This window comes from Pseudomonas sp. 25 R 14 (genome assembly GCF_900004755.1).
GTDB classification, from domain to species: domain Bacteria; phylum Pseudomonadota; class Gammaproteobacteria; order Pseudomonadales; family Pseudomonadaceae; genus Aquipseudomonas; species Aquipseudomonas brenneri.
Map to the genome: position 1 here is coordinate 1 of NZ_CVTS01000046.1, position 19,153 is coordinate 19,153.

Here is a 19,153-nt window from a genome sequence, read left to right on the forward strand (position 1 = left end):
AGGCCTACAAACTGGTGGCGATCGGTACTTCCACCGGCGGCCCGGTGGCTTTGCAGCGCGTCTTGACCCAGTTGCCGGCCAACTTCCCGGCGCCCATCGTGCTGGTCCAGCACATGCCCGCGGCCTTCACCAAGGCCTTTGCCGAGCGGTTGGACAAGCTGTGCCGCATCAGCGTCAAGGAAGCCGAAGACGGCGATATCCTGCGCCCGGGTCTTGCGTTGCTGGCCCCGGGTGGTAAGCAAATGATGGTCGATGGTCGCGGCGCGGTGAAAATCCTGCCGGGCGACGAGCGCCTGAACTACAAGCCGTGCGTGGATATCACCTTCGGTTCGGCGGCCAAGTCCTACGGCGACAAAGTTCTGGCGGTGGTCCTCACCGGCATGGGCGCCGATGGCCGCGAAGGCGCGCGCCTGCTCAAACAGGGCGGCAGCTCGATCTGGGCCCAGGATGAAGCCAGTTGCGTGATCTATGGCATGCCCATGGCCATCGTCAAGGCTGACCTGGCTGACGCGGTCTACAGCCTGGATGACATTGGCAAGCACCTGGTGGAGGCCTGTCACTGATGGATGTGTTGAGCCTGGTTGGGATACTCCTGGCGTTTGTCGCCATCATTGGCGGCAACTATCTGGAAGGCGGCCATTTGGGCGCCCTGGCCAACGGTCCGGCGGCGCTGATCGTGATCGGTGGCACCGTCGGCGCGGCGCTGTTGCAGTCGCCTTTAAGCTCGTTCAAGCGGGCGATGCAGATCCTGGTGTGGATCATTTTCCCGCCGCGCGTGGACTTGGCCGGCGGCATCGACCGCGTGGTCAACTGGAGCCTCACCGCGCGCAAGGAAGGCCTGCTGGGCCTCGAAGGCGTGGCCGATGCCGAGCCCGACAGCTACGCGCGCAAAGGCCTGCAACTGCTGGTCGACGGCGCGGAGCCGGAAGCCATCCGCAGCATCCTTGAAGTGGACTTCTACACCCAGGAAAGCCGCGATATCAACGCGGCCAAAGTCTTTGAAAGCATGGGCGGCTACGCGCCGACCATCGGCATCATCGGTGCGGTCATGGGCCTGATCCACGTAATGGGCAACCTGGCCGACCCCTCGCAACTGGGCAGCGGCATTGCCGTGGCATTCGTCGCCACCATCTACGGCGTGGCCAGTGCCAACCTGTTGCTGCTGCCGGTTGCCAGCAAACTCAAATCCATTGCCATGCGCCAGTCCCGTTACCGGGAAATGCTCCTGGAGGGCATCCTGTCGATTGCCGAGGGTGAGAACCCGCGTTCCATCGAATTGAAGCTCCAGGGCTTCATGGATTGATGGGCATGAGCATGCGCCTCCCTCTCCCTGTAGGAGCGAGCTTGCTCGCGAAAACCCCGAGAGCGCTGCGTTTAACCTGCCAGCCAGCGTTATCGTTCGCGACTTTCGCGAGCAAGCTCGCTCCTACAGTTGATGTGTGTTGCGAGGGGGATTGCCTGTGAGCCGTCGCCGCCGTGAGCCTGAAGAGCACGTCAACCATGAACGCTGGCTGGTGTCCTACGCCGACTTCATCACCTTGCTGTTCGCGTTTTTCGTGGTGATGTACTCCATTTCCTCGATCAATGAAGGCAAATACAAGGTCATCTCTGAAGCCCTGGTCGGCGTATTCACCGACTCGGACCGGGCCCTCAAGCCGATTCCCATTGGCGATGAGCGGCCCAAGACCACGACCCCGGCCAAGCCCCTGGTCAAGGACAGTGAAGAGACCGACGCCGGCATCAGTGGCGGCAGCGACCCGCTCAAGAGCATCGCCGACGATATCAGCGCGGCATTTGGCGACCTGATCAGCTCCAACCAGATGACCATTCGTGGCAACGAGCTGTGGGTGGAGATCGAGCTCAACTCCAGCCTGCTGTTCGCCAGCGCCGATGCCCTGCCCAGCGATATTGCCTTCAGCATCATCGACAAGGTGGCGGCCATTTTGAAACCCTTCGACAACCCGATCCATGTCGAAGGCTTTACCGATGACCAGCCGATCCATACCGCACAATTCCCCACCAACTGGGAGTTGTCGTCGGCGCGTTCGGCGAGCATCGTGCGTATGTTGGCGATGCAGGGCGTAAACCCTGGGCGCCTGGCGTCGGTGGGGTATGGTGAATTCCAGCCGGTGGCCAATAATGCGACGGCCGAAGGCCGCGCGCGCAATCGCCGGGTGGTCTTGGTGGTGTCGCGTAACCTGGATGTACGCCGCAGCCTGACCGCGACGGGTGCGGCCAATGCACAACCTGATGCAGCAATGAAACGGGCTGGCACACAAACTGCACCGACGCCCGTAAAGCCGCCGGAACGCGGGAGTGCCGTCAATTCTCCGTCACCGGCTCTATAACCTCGTGCTATTTCTCGGTCGAGCCAGTGCCCACCGGGAGGAACAATCCGAATGAGAGTCTGGGCAGTTGCCAATCAAAAAGGTGGGGTCGGCAAGACCACCACCTCCATCGCCTTAGCCGGCTTGCTGGCCGAGGCGGGCAAGCGCGTGGTCATTGTCGACCTGGATCCCCACGGCTCGATGACCAGCTATTTCGGCTATGACCCCGATGCGCTGGAGCACAGCTGCTTCGACCTGTTCCTGCACAAGGGCAGCGTCCCCCAAGGCTTGCCCGGGCAACTGTTGTTGCCCACCAGCAACGACAAGATTTCGCTGTTGCCCTCCAGCACCGCGCTGGCCACCCTTGAGCGCCAATCGCCGGGGCAGAGCGGCCTGGGCCTGGTGATCGCCAAGAGCCTGGCGCAATTGTGGCAGGACTTTGACTACGCAATCATCGACAGCCCGCCATTGCTCGGCGTGCTGATGGTCAATGCCCTGGCGGCCAGCCAGCAACTGGTGATCCCGGTACAGACCGAGCACCTGGCGGTCAAGGGCCTGGAGCGCATGGTCAGCACCCTGACCATGATCAACCGTTCGCGCAAGCAGGCGTTGCCGTTCAGTATCGTGCCGACTCTGTTCGACCGCCGCACCCAGGCCTCCCTCGGCACCTTGCGTGTATTGCGTGACGCCTATCCAGAGACCATCTGGCAAGGCTATATCCCGGTGGATACGCGCCTGCGAGACGCCAGCCGCGCAGGTCTCACACCTTCGCAGTTCGACGGCAAAAGCCGTGGCGTCCTGGCTTACCGGGCCTTGCTCAAGCATCTGCTGGCCCAGCAACTTGTGGCACAGGTGGCATGAGATGAGCACACATTCAAGTCCACGGGGCATCGCGCCGATAACCTTTGAATACACGGTTAACGGGGCTTGCGCGTGGGCATACAGATGAGCCGTCCAGTCGATATCAAGAGCCGCCCGCAGCTGGCGTTGCAGTCCTACCTGGACGCGCTGCTGCAGGATGCCACCGAGGAAGAACTGCCCGAACCGATCCTGGTGCTGGACGAAGTCGAACCGCTGCCTGTTCTTGAGCCTGAGACCCAGTTGGATGAGTTTCAATTGGCGGTCCTGGAAGAGCAGGCCCGCGATGCGGTGGTGATGCCTGTTGTGGTTGCGGTCGAAGTCCCGGCCCTGGAGGCGCCTGCGCCCCTGGTCCTGGTGCCGCCCGTGGCCGAGGTGCATCGCCCGCCAAGCATTACACCGCCACCGGTGGAGACGGATGGCCGGCCGTCCTGGGCCGCCGAGCCGTTTGAATGCCTGCTGTTCGACGTTGCCGGGCTGACGCTGGCGGTGCCGCTGGTGTGCCTGGGCTCGATCTACTCCCTGGAAGGCCAGGAATTGACACCGTTGTTCGGCCAGCCGGAGTGGTTCCTCGGGATCCTGCCGAGCCAGGCCGGCAACCTCAAGGTGCTGGATACCGCACGTTGGGTGATGCCCGACCGCTACCGCGATGATTTCCGCCAGGGCCTGCAATACGTGATTTCGGTGCAGGGCTACGAATGGGGGCTGGCGGTGCATCAGGTCAGCCGTTCGTTGCGCCTGGACCCCAACGAAATCAAATGGCGCAGCCACCGGGGCCAGCGGCCATGGCTGGCGGGCACGGTGATTGAACATATGTGCGCGCTGCTGGATGTCGCCGAATTGGCGGAGCTGATTGCCAGCGGCGCGGTAAAGGATCTGCCAGGTAACAAACGTACTTGATAAAAGACGCAGCGCCACGGCGCTGCCCAAGAAGAACACACGCCGTGCTCAACGGTATTTGAAGGGGTCAGGGGTATGAACAAGTCAGCGTCCGCACAGGGTTTGGATGATCCGATTCTGCAATGGGTGACCTTCAAGCTGGACAACGAGTCCTACGGCATCAACGTGATGCGCGTGCAGGAAGTATTGCGCTACACCGAGATCGCCCCGGTACCGGGTGCGCCGAGCTACGTACTGGGCATCATCAACCTGCGTGGCAACGTGGTGACGGTGATCGACACCCGCCAGCGCTTTGGCCTGATGCCGACTGAAGTCAACGACAACACCCGTATCGTCATCATCGAAGCCGACAAGCAAGTGGTCGGGATCATGGTCGACAGCGTCGCCGAAGTGGTTTACCTGCGTCAGTCGGAAGTCGAGACTGCGCCGAATGTCGGCAACGAAGAGTCGGCCAAGTTCATCCAGGGCGTGTGCAACAAGAACGGCGAGCTGCTGATTCTGGTTGAGCTGGACAAGATGATGAGCGAAGAAGAGTGGTCGGACCTGGAGAACATCTGATTGATGCTTGAGGTAGCGGTAATCGTCCTGGCCCTGCTGTGGGTCGGGACTCTGGTGGTGTTGCTGCGCCATATGCGCCAGCAACGCGAATTGGCGCTGCAACAGGCCGAGCGCGATGCCGTGCGCGACCAGCGCCTGCGCGAGATGGCCAAGCGCGTCGACAACTACCAGCAAAGCGCCGTGCGGGTAGGGGAGGACGTGCATGAACTGCGCGCCATCCTCGCTCCGTTACCCGACAAATTGTCGGCGCTGGAACAGCGTGACCCGGCCAACCTGTCCTTTGCCCAGGCGGCCAAGCTGGTAGGCATGGGTGCCACGGTGGACGAACTGACCCAATCCTGCGGCCTGACCCAGGCCGAGGCGCAGTTGATGAGCAAGTTGCACAAAAGCTGAGCTTGCCGCAGTTCCAATGTGGGAGCGGGCAAGCCCGCTCCCACATTTTTGATTGGGGTACACCTGCTGGGTTTCAGTAATCATCCCCGCGCGCGGTCACATCCCGCTCAGTCGGCTCAGCCTGAGGGTCATAGCCCACCGGGAACTTGCCCTTCAACGTCCAGGCGAAGGCAATAATCTCGGCAATGGTCCGGTACAACTCTTCCGGGATGCTGTCGCCCAGTTCCATGCGCGCCAGCAATTTCACCAATTCGGCGTTTTCATAAATCGGTACTTCATGTTCCCGCGCCAATTTGAGGATGGCTTCGGCCAGGGCGTCGTCGCCTTTGGCGGTCAGGGCGGGGGCGGCCTTGCCGTCGTATTTGAGGGCTATGGCCTGGCGTGGCGGGTTGGGATTTTTCATGCGGTTTCATCCACCCAGCGTTGTTCAAGCCCGGTCTTTGGCCCGCGTGGCGGGGTGCCGAGGTGGCAGTCGATGTCGCCGACGTTGAGGCCCGATGACACCAGGCGCTCGCGCAGGCTGCCCAGGTGGCTTTCGATCAGGCTGGCGGTGAAGGGGCGGGAGGCCCACAGCTGGCTGGAGAGTTTGCCCTCGCTCAGTTGTGCCTGGACCTGCAACGGGCCCAGGGGCTCCATGTCGAAGGCCAGTTCCACGCGCCACAGCATCTTTTTCGCGTCGCGCTCGATCTTGCGCTCGGGTTCGTCCTTGTCCGGCGCCGGTTCTTCGCGCTGGAACTTGACCTGCAACGGCACGATGTCCTGCAAGGTGCGCAGGGGGATTTCCATCTGCCAGGTGGTTTGCAGGCGACCATCGGCGGTGGTGCCGGTCTGTTCCAGGCTCGACAGTTGATGGCTCTGCAAGCGCGAGATGGCAGCGGCGGCCAGGCGCAGCAGGTTTTCCAGGCTGTTTTCACCGTCCAGGCGCTGCAACAGACGCTCCGGCAGCGGGAAACCGCCCGGCGCGGTGCGGGCGCCCACCTGGCCGAGGGTGCCCAGGGGGCTGCGCACGAAGCTGGGCAGCATCTGCGCCAAGGTGTTGGCGGCCAGGATTGCATTGAGGTTGGTGCTGGCGGGCAGGGCGGGCATCAGTTCGGCCACCAGGCGTAGCAGGCTGCCCTTCATGTCCAAGGGCGGGATCAGCGGGTTTTGCCCGGCCAGCAGTTTGGCTTCGAGGAGCGCGCCACTGTTGTGCAGCAACTGTGCGAGGACCTTGGGGTTGCTGACCTGGGTCAGGTCCGGCATCCCGGCCAGTACCCGTTCCACGGCGGCGCGCAGATCCGCTGGCAGTTCGGCATTGCGCGGCAGGTTTTGCAGGGCGTTGAGCAAACCTTCCAGCGAGCCCTGGCGGCTTTGCTGGGTTGCAAGCTGCTGGCTGATCGCCAGTTGATCCTGGCGTCCGCTCAAGGGCACGAAGTCCAGGGCCTGTGCGCCCTGGACCACGGCACTGAGCAAACTGCCGATGCGCAGCGGCTGCGGGCTTTCCAGGGTCAGGGTCGTGCCGCTCAACGCGTTGTTGAGCACCGATACCAGCGAGCGGTACAGCGCCGGCTGCCCGGCGCCCTGGGGCAGCATCTGCGAGGTCAGCACCTTGGCTTGCAACAACGTGCCCACCGGCAACTGGTTTGTGTCGATACGGGTCAGGGCCGCGACATTGGCACTCAAGGCCTGTTGCAGGCTGATCGCCAGGTCGCCCGAAGCCGTCTGGCTCACCGCCACGTTGCTGCCCAGGGGCAACGGTTGACTGCTGGCGGCCTGCACCAGGGTTTGCCGGCCACCTTCCAGGGTCAACTTGAGCAGCAGCTGAAAGGCTTCACCGCCTTGTTTGAGCGCCAAGACTTCGGCGTTCACGGTTTTCCCTGCATCGATCAACCCTGTCTGGGGTTCCAGCAGTTTCAGCAACTCACCCACCGCAGGCGCAGGCCTGGGCCCGGTAGCGGGTGCTGGGGGAAGGATCGGAAGGTTGATGTCACCGCTCATCGTGGCCGCCGTCTCAAGGAAATTGCCCTCTTTAGAGTAGGGCATCGCATGTATAATGCCGCCCGTCTGCAAAGAGCGGCGCAAAAACATCACAACTGATTGATCCAGCTCTCTAAAACAGGCCGCCAATGCGTTTATTCTGCATCTCTTTAACGGCCGTTCCACCGCCGACTTGAACCGTAAAGGCCCGCGATCTTGTGACCAGTCCACTACTTGAAGCCGTTGCGCTTGCCTGTGAGCGAGACCTGCGGATGCTGTTCGAACATCTCGAACTGCGTCTGGCGGGCGGCGACATGGTGCAGATCAGTGGGCCCAACGGCAGCGGCAAGACCAGTCTGCTGCGCCTGCTGGCTGGCTTGATGCAGCCGACGGCGGGCCAGGTACGCCTCAACGGCAAGCCCCTGCACGAGCAACGTACGGAGCTGGCGCGCAACCTGGTGTGGATTGGCCACGCCGCCGGCATCAAGGATGTGCTGACGCCTGAAGAAAACCTCAGTTGGCTCAGCGCCCTGCATCACCCGGCCGCGCGCGATTCAATCTGGCAGGCCCTGGCCGCCGTGGGCCTCAAGGGCTTTGAAGATGTGCCGTGTCACACCCTGTCGGCCGGCCAGCAACGCCGCGTGGCCCTGGCCCGCCTGTATCTGCCGGGCCCGCCGCTGTGGATCCTCGACGAACCCTTCACCGCCCTCGACAAACAAGGTGTGGCGCAACTTGAAGAACATCTGGCAAAGCACTGCGAACAAGGCGGCATGATCGCCCTCACCACCCACCACACCTTGACCCGCATGCCCGCCGGTTACCGTGAGCTGGATCTGGCACGGTGGTCGGTATGAGTGTATTTGCCCTGTTGGTCGCTCGCGAAGCGCGTTTGTTGTGTCGGCGCCCGGCTGAGTTGGCCAACCCGCTGGTGTTCTTCGCGATTGTCATCGCCCTGTTCCCTTTGGCGGTCGGTCCCGAGACTAAACTGTTGCAAACCTTGTCTCCGGGACTGGTGTGGGTCGCGGCACTTTTGTCCGTCCTGCTCTCGCTGGACGGGCTGTTTCGCAGTGATTTTGAAGATGGTTCCCTCGAACAGTGGGTCCTTTCGTCGCACCCCCTGCCTCTTCTGGTACTGGCCAAGGTACTGGCACACTGGGCCTTCTCCGGCCTGGCGCTGGTCCTGCTGGCGCCGCTGCTGGCGATGATGTTGGGCTTGCCTGCCGAATGCCTGCCGGTGTTGCTGGCCTCGTTGTTGCTAGGTACCCCGGTGCTGAGCCTGCTGGGGGCGGTGGGTGCGGCACTGACCGTCGGCTTGAAACGTGGTGGGCTGTTGCTGGCCTTGCTGATTTTGCCTTTGTATATCCCGGTGTTGATCCTGGGCAGCGGTGCCTTGCAAGCCGCGCTCATGGGGATGCCGGCGACCGGTTACCTCTTGTGGCTTGGCAGCCTGACCGCCCTGGCGGTAACCCTGACACCGTTTGCTATAGCGGCCGGCCTGAAGATCAGCGTCGGCGAATAATGAGGTCTGACTAGGCGTTGTCTTAGTCAGTAAAGACCCTAAGCTTCTTGCCACGACAAGAAGCAACCGTGATGGAAACAGCAATGAACTGGACCTGGTTTCACAAGCTCGGCTCGCCCAAGTGGTTCTATGGCATCAGCGGCAAAATGCTGCCCTGGCTCGCCATCGCCGCCTTCCTGCTGATCGGTATCGGCCTGGTCTGGGGCCTGGCCTTCGCGCCGCCGGACTACCAGCAGGGCAATAGCTTTCGCATCATCTATATCCATGTTCCTGCCGCGCTGCTGGCCCAGTCCTGCTACGTGATGCTGGCGGTGTGCGGCATCGTCGGGCTGGTGTGGAAGATGAAGCTGGCCGACGTCGCCCTGCAATGCGCGGCGCCCATTGGTGCGTGGATGACGGCTGTGGCGCTGCTGACCGGGGCGATCTGGGGCAAGCCAACCTGGGGTTCGTGGTGGGTCTGGGATGCGCGACTAACGTCCATGTTGATCCTGCTGTTTCTGTACTTCGGTCTGATTGCCCTGGGCAATGCCATCAGCAATCGTGAGAGTGCGGCCAAGGCTTGTGCGGTGCTGGCGATTGTCGGCGTGATCAACATCCCGATCATCAAGTACTCCGTGGAGTGGTGGAACACCCTGCACCAGGGCGCGACCTTTACCCTCACCGAAAAACCGGCGATGCCCGTGGAAATGTGGGCGCCGTTGCTGCTGATGGTCCTGGGCTTCTACTGCTTTTTCGGCGCGGTGCTGCTGATGCGCATGCGTCTGGAAGTGCTCAAGCGTGAAGCCCGCGCCAGTTGGGTCAAGGTCGAAGTACAAAACAGCCTGGGAGCCCGTGGATGAGCTTCGCCTCTTTCAGTGATTTTCTCGCCATGGGCCATCACGGCCTGTATGTCTGGACCGCCTATGGCATCAGCCTCGCGGTACTGGCCCTGAACGTTGTTGCGCCGATCCTGGCCCGCAAGCGTTACCTGCAACAAGAGGCGCGTCGTCTGCGCCGGGAGACCGAAAAGTGAATCCGCTGCGTAGAAAGCGTCTGTTGATCATCCTTGCCATCCTGGTGGGCGTCGGCATTGCCGTGGGCCTGGCCTTGAGTGCCTTGCAGCAGAACATCAACCTGTTCTATACCCCGACCCAGATCGCCAATGGCGAAGCGCCGCAAGACACGCGCATCCGTGCCGGCGGCATGGTCGAGGCTGGTTCCCTGAAGCGCTCCGGCGACTCCCTGGACGTGACCTTCGTGGTCACCGACTTCAACAAATCCGTGACCATCACCTACCGCGGCATCCTCCCGGACCTGTTCCGCGAAGGGCAGGGCATCGTCGCCCTCGGCAAGCTCAACGCCCAGGGCGTGGTGGTGGCCGATGAAGTGCTGGCCAAGCACGATGAAAAATACATGCCGCCGGAAGTGACCAAGGCCCTGAAAGAAAGCGGCCAATCCGCGCCAACCCCAGCCAAGGAGGGTTAAGCGATGACCTCTACATTGTTTATTCCCGAGTTGGGCCAGTTGGCGATGATCCTCGCCCTGTGCTTTGCCATCGTCCAGGCCATCGTGCCGCTGCTGGGCGCCTGGCGTGGTGATCGGCTGTGGATGAGCCTGGCGCAGCCGGCCGCCTGGGGGCAATTCGCGTTCCTGGCGTTCGCCTTCGCTTGCCTGACCTACGCCTTTATGACCGACGACTTTTCCGTCGCCTATGTCGCCAGCAACTCCAACAGCGCCTTGCCCTGGTATTACAAGTTCAGCGCCGTCTGGGGTGCCCACGAAGGTTCCCTGCTGCTCTGGGCCCTGATCCTCGGCGGCTGGACCTTCGCCGTGTCGGTGTTCTCCCGGCAGTTGCCGCAAGTGATGCTGGCGCGGGTGCTGGCGGTGATGGGCATGATCAGCATCGGCTTCCTGCTGTTCCTGATCATGACGTCCAATCCGTTCGAGCGGATCTTGCCGCAGATTCCTACCGATGGCCGCGACCTCAACCCGCTGCTGCAGGATATCGGCCTGATCGTCCACCCGCCTATGTTGTACATGGGCTATGTGGGTTTCTCCGTGGCCTTCGCCTTTGCCATCGCGGCCTTGCTCGGCGGGCGTCTCGACGCCGCCTGGGCACGCTGGTCGCGACCGTGGACCATCGTCGCCTGGGCCTTCCTCGGTATCGGTATCACCCTGGGCTCGTGGTGGGCCTACTATGAACTCGGCTGGGGCGGCTGGTGGTTCTGGGACCCGGTGGAAAACGCCTCCTTCATGCCCTGGCTGGTGGGCACGGCGCTGATCCACTCCCTGGCCGTCACCGAAAAACGTGGCGTGTTCAAGAGCTGGACCGTGTTGCTGGCCATTGCCGCTTTCTCCCTGAGTTTGCTAGGCACTTTCCTCGTACGTTCCGGCGTGCTGACCTCGGTGCATGCGTTCGCCGCCGACCCTGAGCGCGGTGTGTTTATCCTGATCTTCCTGCTGTGCGTGGTGGGTGGTTCGCTGACGCTGTTCGCCCTGCGCGCGCCGGTGGTCAAGAGCCACGTGGGCTTCAACCTGTGGTCGCGGGAAACCCTGCTGCTGGGTAACAACCTGGTGCTGATAGTCGCTGCCTCGATGATCCTGCTGGGCACCCTGTATCCGCTGGTACTCGATGCCCTGACCGGCGCCAAGCTGTCGGTCGGCCCGCCGTACTTCAACGCGCTGTTCATCCCGTTGATGGGCCTGCTGATGGTGGTGATGGCCATTGGCGTACTGGTGCGCTGGAAAGACACCCCGGTCAAATGGCTGTTGGGCATGTTGACCCCGGTGCTGCTGGGCAGTGCCGCCTTGTCGGTGATTGCCGGGATTGCCTACGGCGATTTCAACTGGGCGGTGCTCGCCACCTTCATGCTCGCTGCGTGGGTGCTGCTGGCCGGTGTGCGCGATATCTTCGACAAGACCCGCCACAAGGGCCTGATCAAAGGCCTGCCGACCCTGACCCGCAGCTACTGGGGCATGCAGATTGCCCACATCGGCATCGCCGTGTGCGCCCTGGGCGTGGTGTTGTCCAGCCAGAACAGCGCCGAGCGCGACCTGCGCCTGGCCCCTGGCGAGTCCATGGACCTGGCCGGTTACCAGTTCGTCTTTGAAGGCGCCAAGCACTTCGAAGGGCCGAACTTCACCTCCGACAAAGGCACCGTGCGCGTCGTGCGCAATGGCAAGCAAATCGCCGTGCTGCACCCGGAAAAACGCCTGTACACCGTACAGAGCTCGATGATGACCGAAGCCGGGATCGACGCCGGGTTCACCCGTGATCTCTACGTGGCCCTGGGCGAACCGCTGGGCGATGGCGCCTGGGCCGTGCGCGTACACGTCAAACCGTTTGTGCGCTGGATCTGGTTCGGCGGCCTGCTGACCGGTTTTGGTGGTCTGCTGGCCGCGATGGACCGGCGTTACCGGGTCAAGGTCAAGAGCCGGGTGCGTGAAGCCCTCGGCATGCAGGGAGCTGCGGTATGAAGCGTTGGTTGATGGTGTTGCCGCTTGCAGTGTTTTTGGTGGTTGCGGTGTTTTTGTATCGCGGCCTGTCCCTGGACCCGGCCGAGCTGCCGTCGGCGATGATCGGCAAGCCGTTCCCGGCGTTCTCGCTGCCGACGGTGCAGGGCGACAAAACCCTGACCCAGGCCGACCTGATCGGCAAGCCGGCGCTGGTCAACGTGTGGGCCACCTGGTGCATCTCGTGCCGCGTGGAGCACCCGGTGCTGAACAAACTGGCCGAGAAGGGCGTGGTGATCTATGGCATCAACTACAAGGACGACAATGCGTCGGCCTTGAAGTGGCTGGCCGAGTTCCACAACCCGTACCAGCTGGATATTCGCGATGAAGACGGCAATCTCGGCCTCAACCTCGGCGTCTACGGTGCCCCGGAAACCTTCTTTATCGACGCCAAGGGCGTGATCCGCGACAAGTTCGTGGGCGTGATCGACGAAGTGATCTGGCGCGAACAACTGGCGGCCAAGTACCAGGCCCTGGTGGACGAGGCCAAGCCATGAAGCGTTGGTTGACCGCCGCTGTATTGGTGCTGGGGCTGGTGGGTGTGGCCCATGCCGCCATCGACACCTATGAATTTGCCCGCGATGGCGACCGCGAGCGTTTCCGCGAATTGACCAAGGAACTGCGCTGCCCCAAGTGCCAGAACCAGGACATCGCCGACTCCAACGCGCCGATTGCCGCTGACCTGCGCAAAGAAATTTTCCGCATGTTGGGCGAAGGCAAGGACAACCAGCAGATCATCGACTTCATGGTTGATCGCTACGGTGATTTTGTGCGCTACAAGCCGGCGCTGACCGGCAAGACCGCTTTGCTCTGGTTTGGCCCCGCCGCCCTGTTGCTGGGCGGCCTGGTGGTCATGGCCGTGATCGTCCGCCGTCGCCGTGCGGCTCCCACCGATGGCTCCGACGCGCTATCTGCCCAAGAGCGCCAACGCCTCGACCAACTGCTGGACAAAAAAACTGATGATTGATTTCTGGCTCGCAGCTGGCCTGCTGCTCCTGGTTGCCTTGAGTTTCCTGTTGATCCCGGTGTTGCGCGTACGTCGCGCCCAGCGTGAAGAAGACCGCACCGCCTTGAACGTCGCGCTGTATCAGGAACGTGTCGCCGAACTGCAAACCCAACAAAGCGAAGGTGTGCTCAACGCGGCGCAACTCGACACCGGCCGCGCCGAAGCTGCCCGTGAATTGCTCGCCGATACCGAAGGCGTGGAAAAACCCCGCGAATCGCGCCTGGGCAAGCCGCTGCCACTGCTGGCCGCGGTGCTGGTGCCGGTATTGGGCCTTGCGCTGTACCTGCATTACGGCGCCATCGACAAGGTTGAACTGACCCGCGAATTCGCCGAGCCGCCGGTGTCTCTTGCTGATATGACCCAGCGCCTGGAACGGGCGGCTGCGGCGCAACCGGATTCGGCCGAAGGCCTGTACTTCCTGGGCCGCGCCTACATGGCCCAGGACCGTTCGGCCGATGCGGCGAAAGTCTTCGAGCGCGCCGTAGCCCTGGCCGGTCGCCAGCCCGAATTGCTCGGGCAGTGGGCCCAGGCGCAGTATTTTGCCGACAACAAACAGTGGTCACCCAAGCTTCAGGCCCTGACCGACGAAGCGCTGAAGCTCGACCCGAAGGAAGTCACCAGCCTCGGCCTGCTGGGTATCGCCGCCTTTGAAGGGCAGCGTTACCAGGAAGCCATCGACTACTGGAACCGTCTGTTGGCCTTGTTGCCGGAGAAAGACAACTCCCGCGCCGCGCTGCAAGGCGGCATCGACCGCGCAGCCGAGAAGTTGAAAGAGGGCGGCGGTACCGTCGCACCGACTGCCAAGACCGCCGTGATGAAAGTCCGGGTGGACCTGGCGGCCGACGTCAAAGCCCGCGCTCTGCCGACTGACAGCGTCTTCATCTTCGCCCGTGCCGTTTCCGGCCCGCCCGCGCCACTGGCCGCCAAGCGCGTCACCGTGGCTGACCTGCCGGTGACCGTCGAACTGGGCGATGCCGACGCGATGATGCCGCAGTTGAAACTGTCCAACTTTCCCGAAGTCCAACTGGTTGCGCGCATTTCACGGGCCGGTCAACCGACTGCCGGCGAGTGGATCGGGCGCAGTCAACCCCTGGCCAGCAGCACCACCGCGACCCAGCAGTTGACCATCGACAGTCCGGACAAATAATTTCGAGGAAACCCCCATGACCGCCATCGCTCGTATCACCCTGCTCAGCCTGGTATTGGGCCTGAGTGCTTGCGCGGTCCACCGGCCACCTCCTGCCCCTACGGGCCCGACCATTCCACCGTCGGGTCCGTCGACCAAACCGGTGACCAAACCTTCCGGCCCGGTCACCGCCCCACCCAAAGCACTGCCTACTTCCTCTCCCACCTTCGCTCCGCCCCCGGGCGCTGCCAGCCACTGGGACGGCAAGATGGGCGTCTACGTGCTGGACGAACAACCGGACACTTTCTACCGCCAGCGCACCTACTACCGCTGGAGCAACGGCTGGAGCCGCTCCATCAGCCCGAACGGGCCATGGGAAGAGACCAATGTGCAGGGTGTACCGCCGGGGTTGAGTAAGCACTACGCGCAATGACAAAAGGCGACCTTCGGGTCGCCTTTTTCTTTCCCGCCTGGAACACCGCTACCCATGCCATCACCCTTCTACTGTAGGAGCTGGCTTGCCAGCGAAAAACTCCCAGACGCTGCGGTCATCCTGAATGCCCGCGTCATCGTTGATGTCCATCGCTGGCAAGCCAGCTCCTACAGGGACTCGCTTGGTCATCAGGCCGCTGGGCATTCCCGGTGCAACGCTGCGTCCACCAACAACTGCGCGATCTCGATCAACTGCACCACCGCCAGTACTTGCTTACGGCTGGAGCCTTCAAGATGCTCGGTGCAGTCGTATGCACTGGCCGCCGCCGACTCGAGAATTTCACAGGCGTTGCTTAACGCTTCTTCGGTGCTGAGGCCGGCACGTACGGTGAAGAGCTTTTCTGATGGGGTACAGACAGGCTGCGAATGCAGTTCGTAATGCTTGAACGCGCGTTGGGCGGCTTCGTGGAGTTTGCTGTCGTTCAGGGAGTAGGGCGGGCTAGGCGTGACTTTTTTCATGCAGTAAATCTCCATTCAATTGGAGCTCACCACATCCGCGACCAAGCAGAAAGGTGGCGAGCTGTACGCAGGTTGGTCGACCAGGGAATGGAAACCCGGCAGGGCCTAAGCCCTCCCACGCACAGTTCGCCATAACGCGAACACAATAATGCCGCTCGCGCGGCACTGTGCGCCATTCTAACCCGGGCGACCAAACCCGATCGCTGATGAGCAGCGACTGCGAGAGGCTAACGATGCGTTATAACAACTGCAAGCCACAGAGGTCGTAGGAAAAGCCGCATATATGGTGCATTGGAAAAGCCCTTCAGCTATCCCAACCTTTTGACTTGAAATCCAATCAAAATGTGGGAGCGGGCTTGCTCGCGAATGCGGTGTGTCATTCAACACATCCAGCGACTGACTCACCGCTTTCGCGAGCAAGCCCGCTCCCACAAGGGGGCGGCGGCTTCAAGAAACACGTGCCTGCGTCATTCCAACCTTTCACAAAACCTTAACCAAACCGTCCCCCTCCCGTCATGTGCAAGTCATAGGTCTGACACCTGCCGCGCCTACTGTCGTTTGAACTCAAACACAGCCATGGAAGGCTGTTCAAACCAAGACAGAGAAGCCCATGACTCCCGCTATCCATGTCGATCACCTGAACAAGACCTTTGCGAAGAAAACCGCACTGGTCGACCTCGAACTCACCATCGCCACGGGTGAGATGGTCGCGCTGATTGGTGCGTCCGGTTCCGGCAAGTCCACGTTGTTGCGCCATTTGGCGGGCCTGGCCTGTTGCGACAAGGGCAATGGCGGCAGCGTCAAGGTGCTGGGCCGGGAGGTGCAGGCCAGTGGGCGGTTGAATGGCAAGGTGCGCAGGTTGCGGGCAGATATCGGCTATATCTTCCAGCAGTTCAACCTGGTCAATCGCCTGAGTGTGATCGACAACGTGCTGCTCGGTTGCCTGGGCCGCATGCCGCGCTGGCGCGGCAGCCTCGGGTTGTTCAATGCCGAGGAAAAGCAATGTGCCATGCAATCCCTGGCGCGGGTCGGCCTGGCGGACCTGGCCCAGCAACGCGCCTCCACCTTGTCTGGCGGCCAGCAGCAACGCGTGGCGATTGCCCGGGCGTTGACCCAGCGTGCCGAAGTGATCCTCGCCGATGAACCCATCGCCTCACTCGATCCGGAGTCGGCGCGCAAGGTCATGGAAATCCTCGCCGACATCAATCGCCGTGACGGTAAGACCGTGGTGGTGACCCTGCATCAAGTCGATTACGCCATGCGTTATTGCCCGCGTGCCGTGGCGCTCAAGGGTGGGCGCATTCATTTCGACGGGCAGGGTAGCGCGATGAGCAGCCAGTTCCTCAACGATCTGTACGGTGCCGATGTCGACGCCAGCCTGATGATTTGCGACCAGTCCCGCCACGCCGAGCTGCCCCAACGGCTGGCCCTGGCACGCGCTTGAACCCTTACTCACGAGCCACAGGAGCCTGTTCCATGTTGAACCGTATCGGTCATGTTTTTCTGTCTGCGGTGTTGTTGGCCAGCGTCGCCATGGGCAATGCCCAGGCTGCCGACAAGGCGATCAACTTCGGCATCATGTCCACCGAGTCTTCGCAGAACCTCAAGAGCATCTGGCAGCCATTTCTGGATGACATGCACAAGAAGACCGGCCTGACCATCAACGCCACTTTCGCCTCCGACTACGCCGGCCTGATCCAGGGCATGCGTTTCAACAAGGTCGATGTGGCCTGGCTCGGCAACAAGGCGGCAATGGAAGCGGTGGACCGCTCCAACGGCGAGATCTTCGCCCAGACCGCCGCCGCCAACGGTGCCGCTGGTTACTGGAGCCTGTTGATCGTGCGCAAGGACAGCCCCCTCAACTCCGTTGAAGACATGCTCAAGAACGCCAAGAACCTGACCTTTGGCAACGGCGACCCGAACTCCACCTCGGGCTATCTGGTGCCGGGCTACTACGTGTTCGCCAAGAACAATGTGGACGCGGCCACCGCCTTCAAGCGCACGCTCAACTCCAGCCATGAAGTCAACGCACTGAGCGTGGCCAAGGGGCAGTTGGACGTGGCCACCTTCAACACCGAAAGCTGGGACCGCCTGGAGGTCACCCAGCCGGACAAGGCCGCGCAACTCAAGGTGATCTGGAAGTCGCCGCTGATCCCCGCCGACCCGCTGGTGTGGAGCAAGGCGTTGACCGACAGCGAGAAAACCAAGATCCGCGACTTCATCTTCAACTACGGCAACACCGATGAAGAGAAGGCGGTACTCAAGAACATGCAACTGGGCAAGTTCCTCGCTTCCAACGACGACCAGTTGCTGCCGATCCGCCAACTGGAGCTGTTCAAGCAGCGCACCACCATCAGCGCCGACAGCAAGCTGGCCGAAGCCGACAAGGCCAAGAAACTGGCAGAGATCGATGCTGACCTGGCCAAGCTGCAACAGCGCCTGACCGAGCTGGACAAGAAAACCGCCGCCAACAGCTAACCCCCTGTGGAGCGGGCTCCCACAGGGGCCCAGTTCCTACAATCATCGAGAGTGACCCATGACTACGTTGCACGCTGAAGCCGTCGGCAAGCGCACCTGGCCGCAATACCTCGGCTGGGGCCTGTTCCTGGTGCTGCTGGCCTGGGCCTGGAAGGGCGCCGAGATGAACCCGCTGGCGCTGTATCGCGACTCGGGAAACATGGCGACCTTCGCCGCCGACTTCTTCCCGCCGGACTTCCATGAATGGCGCTCTTACCTCAAGGAGATGATCGTCACCGTGCAAATCGCCCTCTGGGGCACGGTACTGGCGATTGTCTGCTCGGTGCCCCTGGGCATCCTCTGCGCCGACAACATCACCCCATGGTGGATTCACCAGCCGCTGCGCCGGGTGATGGATGCCTTCCGTTCGATCAACGAAATGGTGTTCGCCATGTTGTTCGTGGTGGCGGTCGGCCTGGGTCCGTTTGCCGGCGTCCTGGCCTTGTGGATCAGCACCACCGGGGTCCTTGCCAAGTTGTTTGCCGAAGCGGTCGAGGCTATCGACCCAGGCCCGGTGGAAGGGGTGCGCGCCACCGGTGCCAGTGCCTTGCAGGAAGTGATCTACGGCGTGATCCCGCAAGTGATGCCGCTGTGGGTGAGCTACGCGCTCTACCGCTTCGAAGCCAATGTGCGCTCGGCAACGGTGGTGGGCATGGTCGGCGCCGGCGGGATCGGGGTGATCCTGTGGGAGAACATCCGCGCCTTCCAGTTCGTCCAGACCTGCGCGGTGCTGCTGGTGATCATCGTGGTCGTGAGCCTGATCGACGTGCTGTCCCAACGCCTGCGCAAGCGGTTTATCTGACTTCGGAGGGGTGCCTGAGGGCGCTTTTTTAAAGCATGCAGTTGTCTAGACAAGATGAGCCGGTGTACCGCGAACTCGCCGATATCCTGCGTCGCGAACTCAGCGACTACCAGGCCGGTGACTTCCTGCCGGGCGAGGTGCAATTGGCCGAACGTTTTGGCGTCAACCGCCACACGCTGCGTCGGGCCATTGATGAGTTGGTGTTCGAAGGCAGCCTGCTGCGTCAGCAGGGCAAGGGCACGCAAGTGCTGGACCGGCCGCTGATCTACCCGATGGGTGCCGACACTGCCTACAGCCAATCGCTGTCGGCCCAGGGCCACGGGGTGCAGGCGCTGTTGCTCAAGCGCCGTTATTGCTACGCCAGCCGTGACGAAGCGCAGCACCTGGGGATCGCCGAGATGGCGCCGATGATCGAGCTGCAAACCCTGCGCAAACTCGACCAGCAGCCGGTCAGCCTGATCCGCCATCGCTACTGCGCCAGCCATGCGCCGCTGCTGGCGGACTACAACGGCGGCTCCCTGCGTCAATACCTGCGCGAGCGCGACCTGCCGCTGACCCGCACCCAGAGCCTGATCGGTGCGCGCCTGCCCAACCGTGATGAAGCCGCGCTGCTGATGATGCCCCGGCACTTGCCAGCCTTGACCGTATTCACCCTTTCCCGCGATCGCGATGGCCGCCCGGTGGAGCTGGCGCAGTCCACCAGCCGTTCGGATCGCTTCCAGTACCAGGTGCTGACCTGATGGAGACT

24 protein-coding genes are annotated in these 19,153 nt (G+C 62.3%); 21 read left to right on the plus strand and 3 right to left on the minus strand.

Annotated elements, in window-relative coordinates; translation table 11 throughout:
- The 7 genes from BFQ03_RS15320 to BFQ03_RS15350 form a co-directional block, all read left to right on the plus strand.
- Nucleotides 1-563 (plus strand): chemotaxis protein CheB (locus tag BFQ03_RS15320; RefSeq protein WP_275656699.1); only part of this gene is annotated, 563 nt, incomplete at its 5' end.
- Nucleotides 563-1,303 carry a flagellar motor protein gene (locus BFQ03_RS15325; protein ID WP_032859068.1) on the plus strand — a complete coding sequence of 247 codons (741 nt, stop codon included), beginning with the start codon at nucleotides 563-565 and terminating at the stop codon, nucleotides 1,301-1,303. The genes BFQ03_RS15320 and BFQ03_RS15325, both read left to right, overlap by 1 nt.
- Before the next feature lie 157 nt (nucleotides 1,304-1,460).
- Nucleotides 1,461-2,348, plus strand: coding sequence for a flagellar motor protein MotD (motD, locus tag BFQ03_RS15330; RefSeq protein ID WP_065943496.1), 888 nt, complete (start codon nucleotides 1,461-1,463; stop codon nucleotides 2,346-2,348).
- Nucleotides 2,349-2,399: 51 nt separating this feature from the next.
- The gene (locus BFQ03_RS15335; protein WP_032859072.1) at nucleotides 2,400-3,188 is read left to right on the plus strand and encodes a ParA family protein; all 789 of its coding nucleotides are present in this window, start codon (nucleotides 2,400-2,402) and stop codon (nucleotides 3,186-3,188) included.
- Nucleotides 3,189-3,272: 84 nt separating this feature from the next.
- The gene (locus BFQ03_RS15340) at nucleotides 3,273-4,085 is read left to right on the plus strand and encodes a CheW domain-containing protein (RefSeq protein ID WP_032859074.1); all 813 of its coding nucleotides are present in this window, start codon (nucleotides 3,273-3,275) and stop codon (nucleotides 4,083-4,085) included.
- 75 nt (nucleotides 4,086-4,160) lie between these two features.
- Nucleotides 4,161-4,643, plus strand: a complete 483-nt coding sequence (locus BFQ03_RS15345; protein WP_032859076.1) for a chemotaxis protein CheW — start codon at nucleotides 4,161-4,163, stop codon at nucleotides 4,641-4,643.
- Nucleotides 4,644-5,036 carry a DUF2802 domain-containing protein gene (locus tag BFQ03_RS15350; protein WP_032859078.1) on the plus strand — a complete coding sequence of 131 codons (393 nt, stop codon included), beginning with the start codon at nucleotides 4,644-4,646 and terminating at the stop codon, nucleotides 5,034-5,036. It abuts the gene before it with no gap.
- A gap of 73 nt (nucleotides 5,037-5,109) precedes the next feature.
- Here the strand turns inward: BFQ03_RS15350 and BFQ03_RS15355 are convergent, their stop codons facing one another.
- Nucleotides 5,110-5,439, minus strand: a complete 330-nt coding sequence (locus BFQ03_RS15355; RefSeq protein ID WP_032859079.1) for an EscU/YscU/HrcU family type III secretion system export apparatus switch protein — start codon at nucleotides 5,437-5,439, stop codon at nucleotides 5,110-5,112.
- Nucleotides 5,436-7,013 carry a flagellar hook-length control protein FliK gene (locus BFQ03_RS15360; protein ID WP_065943497.1) on the minus strand — a complete coding sequence of 526 codons (1,578 nt, stop codon included), beginning with the start codon at nucleotides 7,011-7,013 and terminating at the stop codon, nucleotides 5,436-5,438. Before BFQ03_RS15360 ends, BFQ03_RS15355 begins: the two co-directional genes overlap by 4 nt.
- A 197-nt stretch (nucleotides 7,014-7,210) precedes the next feature.
- Between BFQ03_RS15360 and ccmA the strand changes: the two genes are divergently transcribed.
- The 10 genes from ccmA to BFQ03_RS15410 all read left to right on the plus strand — a co-directional run bounded on the left by ccmA (nucleotide 7,211) and on the right by BFQ03_RS15410 (nucleotide 14,568).
- Entirely contained in the window at nucleotides 7,211-7,846 is a 636-nt protein-coding gene (ccmA, locus tag BFQ03_RS15365) for a cytochrome c biogenesis heme-transporting ATPase CcmA (protein ID WP_065943498.1), read from the plus strand.
- Nucleotides 7,843-8,511, plus strand: coding sequence for a heme exporter protein CcmB (gene ccmB, locus BFQ03_RS15370; RefSeq protein WP_032859085.1), 669 nt, complete (start codon nucleotides 7,843-7,845; stop codon nucleotides 8,509-8,511). Before ccmA ends, ccmB begins: the two co-directional genes overlap by 4 nt.
- 83 nt (nucleotides 8,512-8,594) lie before the next feature.
- A complete protein-coding gene (locus BFQ03_RS15375) occupies nucleotides 8,595-9,350 on the plus strand; it encodes a heme ABC transporter permease (RefSeq protein WP_032859086.1) in 756 nt (251 codons plus the stop codon).
- Nucleotides 9,347-9,523, plus strand: a complete 177-nt coding sequence (gene ccmD / locus BFQ03_RS15380; protein WP_032859088.1) for a heme exporter protein CcmD — start codon at nucleotides 9,347-9,349, stop codon at nucleotides 9,521-9,523. Before BFQ03_RS15375 ends, ccmD begins: the two co-directional genes overlap by 4 nt.
- Nucleotides 9,520-9,975: a cytochrome c maturation protein CcmE gene (ccmE, locus tag BFQ03_RS15385; RefSeq protein WP_032859090.1), complete on the plus strand. Its 456-nt coding sequence runs from the start codon at nucleotides 9,520-9,522 to the stop codon at nucleotides 9,973-9,975. The genes ccmD and ccmE overlap by 4 nt, the downstream gene beginning before the upstream one ends.
- A gap of 3 nt (nucleotides 9,976-9,978) precedes the next feature.
- Nucleotides 9,979-11,967 carry a heme lyase CcmF/NrfE family subunit gene (locus BFQ03_RS15390; RefSeq protein WP_032859092.1) on the plus strand — a complete coding sequence of 663 codons (1,989 nt, stop codon included), beginning with the start codon at nucleotides 9,979-9,981 and terminating at the stop codon, nucleotides 11,965-11,967.
- A complete protein-coding gene (locus tag BFQ03_RS15395; protein ID WP_032859094.1) occupies nucleotides 11,964-12,500 on the plus strand; it encodes a DsbE family thiol:disulfide interchange protein in 537 nt (178 codons plus the stop codon). Before BFQ03_RS15390 ends, BFQ03_RS15395 begins: the two co-directional genes overlap by 4 nt.
- The gene (locus tag BFQ03_RS15400; protein ID WP_032859095.1) at nucleotides 12,497-12,970 is read left to right on the plus strand and encodes a cytochrome c-type biogenesis protein; all 474 of its coding nucleotides are present in this window, start codon (nucleotides 12,497-12,499) and stop codon (nucleotides 12,968-12,970) included. Before BFQ03_RS15395 ends, BFQ03_RS15400 begins: the two co-directional genes overlap by 4 nt.
- A complete protein-coding gene (gene ccmI, locus BFQ03_RS15405) occupies nucleotides 12,963-14,156 on the plus strand; it encodes a c-type cytochrome biogenesis protein CcmI (RefSeq protein ID WP_065943499.1) in 1,194 nt (397 codons plus the stop codon). Before BFQ03_RS15400 ends, ccmI begins: the two co-directional genes overlap by 8 nt.
- Nucleotides 14,157-14,172: 16 nt before the next feature.
- Nucleotides 14,173-14,568, plus strand: a complete 396-nt coding sequence (locus BFQ03_RS15410) for a hypothetical protein (RefSeq protein WP_065943500.1) — start codon at nucleotides 14,173-14,175, stop codon at nucleotides 14,566-14,568.
- A 188-nt stretch (nucleotides 14,569-14,756) separates the two neighbouring features.
- Here the strand turns inward: BFQ03_RS15410 and BFQ03_RS15415 are convergent, their stop codons facing one another.
- Nucleotides 14,757-15,086 (minus strand): DUF6124 family protein, encoded by a 330-nt coding sequence (locus tag BFQ03_RS15415; RefSeq protein ID WP_065943501.1) that lies wholly within the window; start codon nucleotides 15,084-15,086, stop codon nucleotides 14,757-14,759.
- 610 nt (nucleotides 15,087-15,696) lie between these two features.
- Here BFQ03_RS15415 and phnC point away from each other — a divergent pair.
- From phnC to phnF, 4 genes are read left to right on the plus strand one after another with little or no spacing between them, the layout of a single operon-like run.
- Nucleotides 15,697-16,530: a phosphonate ABC transporter ATP-binding protein gene (gene phnC / locus BFQ03_RS15420; RefSeq protein WP_032859101.1), complete on the plus strand. Its 834-nt coding sequence runs from the start codon at nucleotides 15,697-15,699 to the stop codon at nucleotides 16,528-16,530.
- Between the two features lie 32 nt (nucleotides 16,531-16,562).
- A complete protein-coding gene (phnD, locus tag BFQ03_RS15425; RefSeq protein WP_032859102.1) occupies nucleotides 16,563-17,564 on the plus strand; it encodes a phosphonate ABC transporter substrate-binding protein in 1,002 nt (333 codons plus the stop codon).
- Nucleotides 17,565-17,622: 58 nt separating this feature from the next.
- Nucleotides 17,623-18,405: a phosphonate ABC transporter, permease protein PhnE gene (gene phnE / locus BFQ03_RS15430; RefSeq protein WP_032859104.1), complete on the plus strand. Its 783-nt coding sequence runs from the start codon at nucleotides 17,623-17,625 to the stop codon at nucleotides 18,403-18,405.
- Between the two features lie 35 nt (nucleotides 18,406-18,440).
- A complete protein-coding gene (phnF, locus tag BFQ03_RS15435) occupies nucleotides 18,441-19,145 on the plus strand; it encodes a phosphonate metabolism transcriptional regulator PhnF (RefSeq protein ID WP_166647836.1) in 705 nt (234 codons plus the stop codon).
- Nucleotides 19,146-19,153 lie beyond the last annotated feature (8 nt).

Excerpts from the sequence above, each read along its gene's own strand:
- BFQ03_RS15325 (WP_032859068.1), top strand. The coding sequence starts at position 563 with ATGGATGTGTTGAGCCTGGTTGGGATACTCCTGGCGTTTGTCGCCATC.
- BFQ03_RS15335 (WP_032859072.1), top strand. The coding sequence starts at position 2,400 with ATGAGAGTCTGGGCAGTTGCCAATCAAAAAGGTGGGGTCGGCAAGACC.
- BFQ03_RS15340 (WP_032859074.1), top strand. The coding sequence starts at position 3,273 with ATGAGCCGTCCAGTCGATATCAAGAGCCGCCCGCAGCTGGCGTTGCAG.
- BFQ03_RS15345 (WP_032859076.1), top strand. The coding sequence starts at position 4,161 with ATGAACAAGTCAGCGTCCGCACAGGGTTTGGATGATCCGATTCTGCAA.
- BFQ03_RS15355 (WP_032859079.1), bottom strand. The coding sequence starts at position 5,439 with ATGAAAAATCCCAACCCGCCACGCCAGGCCATAGCCCTCAAATACGAC.
- BFQ03_RS15360 (WP_065943497.1), bottom strand. The coding sequence starts at position 7,013 with ATGAGCGGTGACATCAACCTTCCGATCCTTCCCCCAGCACCCGCTACC.
- ccmB (WP_032859085.1), top strand. The coding sequence starts at position 7,843 with ATGAGTGTATTTGCCCTGTTGGTCGCTCGCGAAGCGCGTTTGTTGTGT.
- BFQ03_RS15375 (WP_032859086.1), top strand. The coding sequence starts at position 8,595 with ATGAACTGGACCTGGTTTCACAAGCTCGGCTCGCCCAAGTGGTTCTAT.
- ccmD (WP_032859088.1), top strand. The coding sequence starts at position 9,347 with ATGAGCTTCGCCTCTTTCAGTGATTTTCTCGCCATGGGCCATCACGGC.
- BFQ03_RS15390 (WP_032859092.1), top strand. The coding sequence starts at position 9,979 with ATGACCTCTACATTGTTTATTCCCGAGTTGGGCCAGTTGGCGATGATC.
- BFQ03_RS15395 (WP_032859094.1), top strand. The coding sequence starts at position 11,964 with ATGAAGCGTTGGTTGATGGTGTTGCCGCTTGCAGTGTTTTTGGTGGTT.
- BFQ03_RS15400 (WP_032859095.1), top strand. The coding sequence starts at position 12,497 with ATGAAGCGTTGGTTGACCGCCGCTGTATTGGTGCTGGGGCTGGTGGGT.
- ccmI (WP_065943499.1), top strand. The coding sequence starts at position 12,963 with ATGATTGATTTCTGGCTCGCAGCTGGCCTGCTGCTCCTGGTTGCCTTG.
- BFQ03_RS15410 (WP_065943500.1), top strand. The coding sequence starts at position 14,173 with ATGACCGCCATCGCTCGTATCACCCTGCTCAGCCTGGTATTGGGCCTG.
- BFQ03_RS15415 (WP_065943501.1), bottom strand. The coding sequence starts at position 15,086 with ATGAAAAAAGTCACGCCTAGCCCGCCCTACTCCCTGAACGACAGCAAA.
- phnC (WP_032859101.1), top strand. The coding sequence starts at position 15,697 with ATGACTCCCGCTATCCATGTCGATCACCTGAACAAGACCTTTGCGAAG.
- phnD (WP_032859102.1), top strand. The coding sequence starts at position 16,563 with ATGTTGAACCGTATCGGTCATGTTTTTCTGTCTGCGGTGTTGTTGGCC.
- phnE (WP_032859104.1), top strand. The coding sequence starts at position 17,623 with ATGACTACGTTGCACGCTGAAGCCGTCGGCAAGCGCACCTGGCCGCAA.
- phnF (WP_166647836.1), top strand. The coding sequence starts at position 18,441 with ATGCAGTTGTCTAGACAAGATGAGCCGGTGTACCGCGAACTCGCCGAT.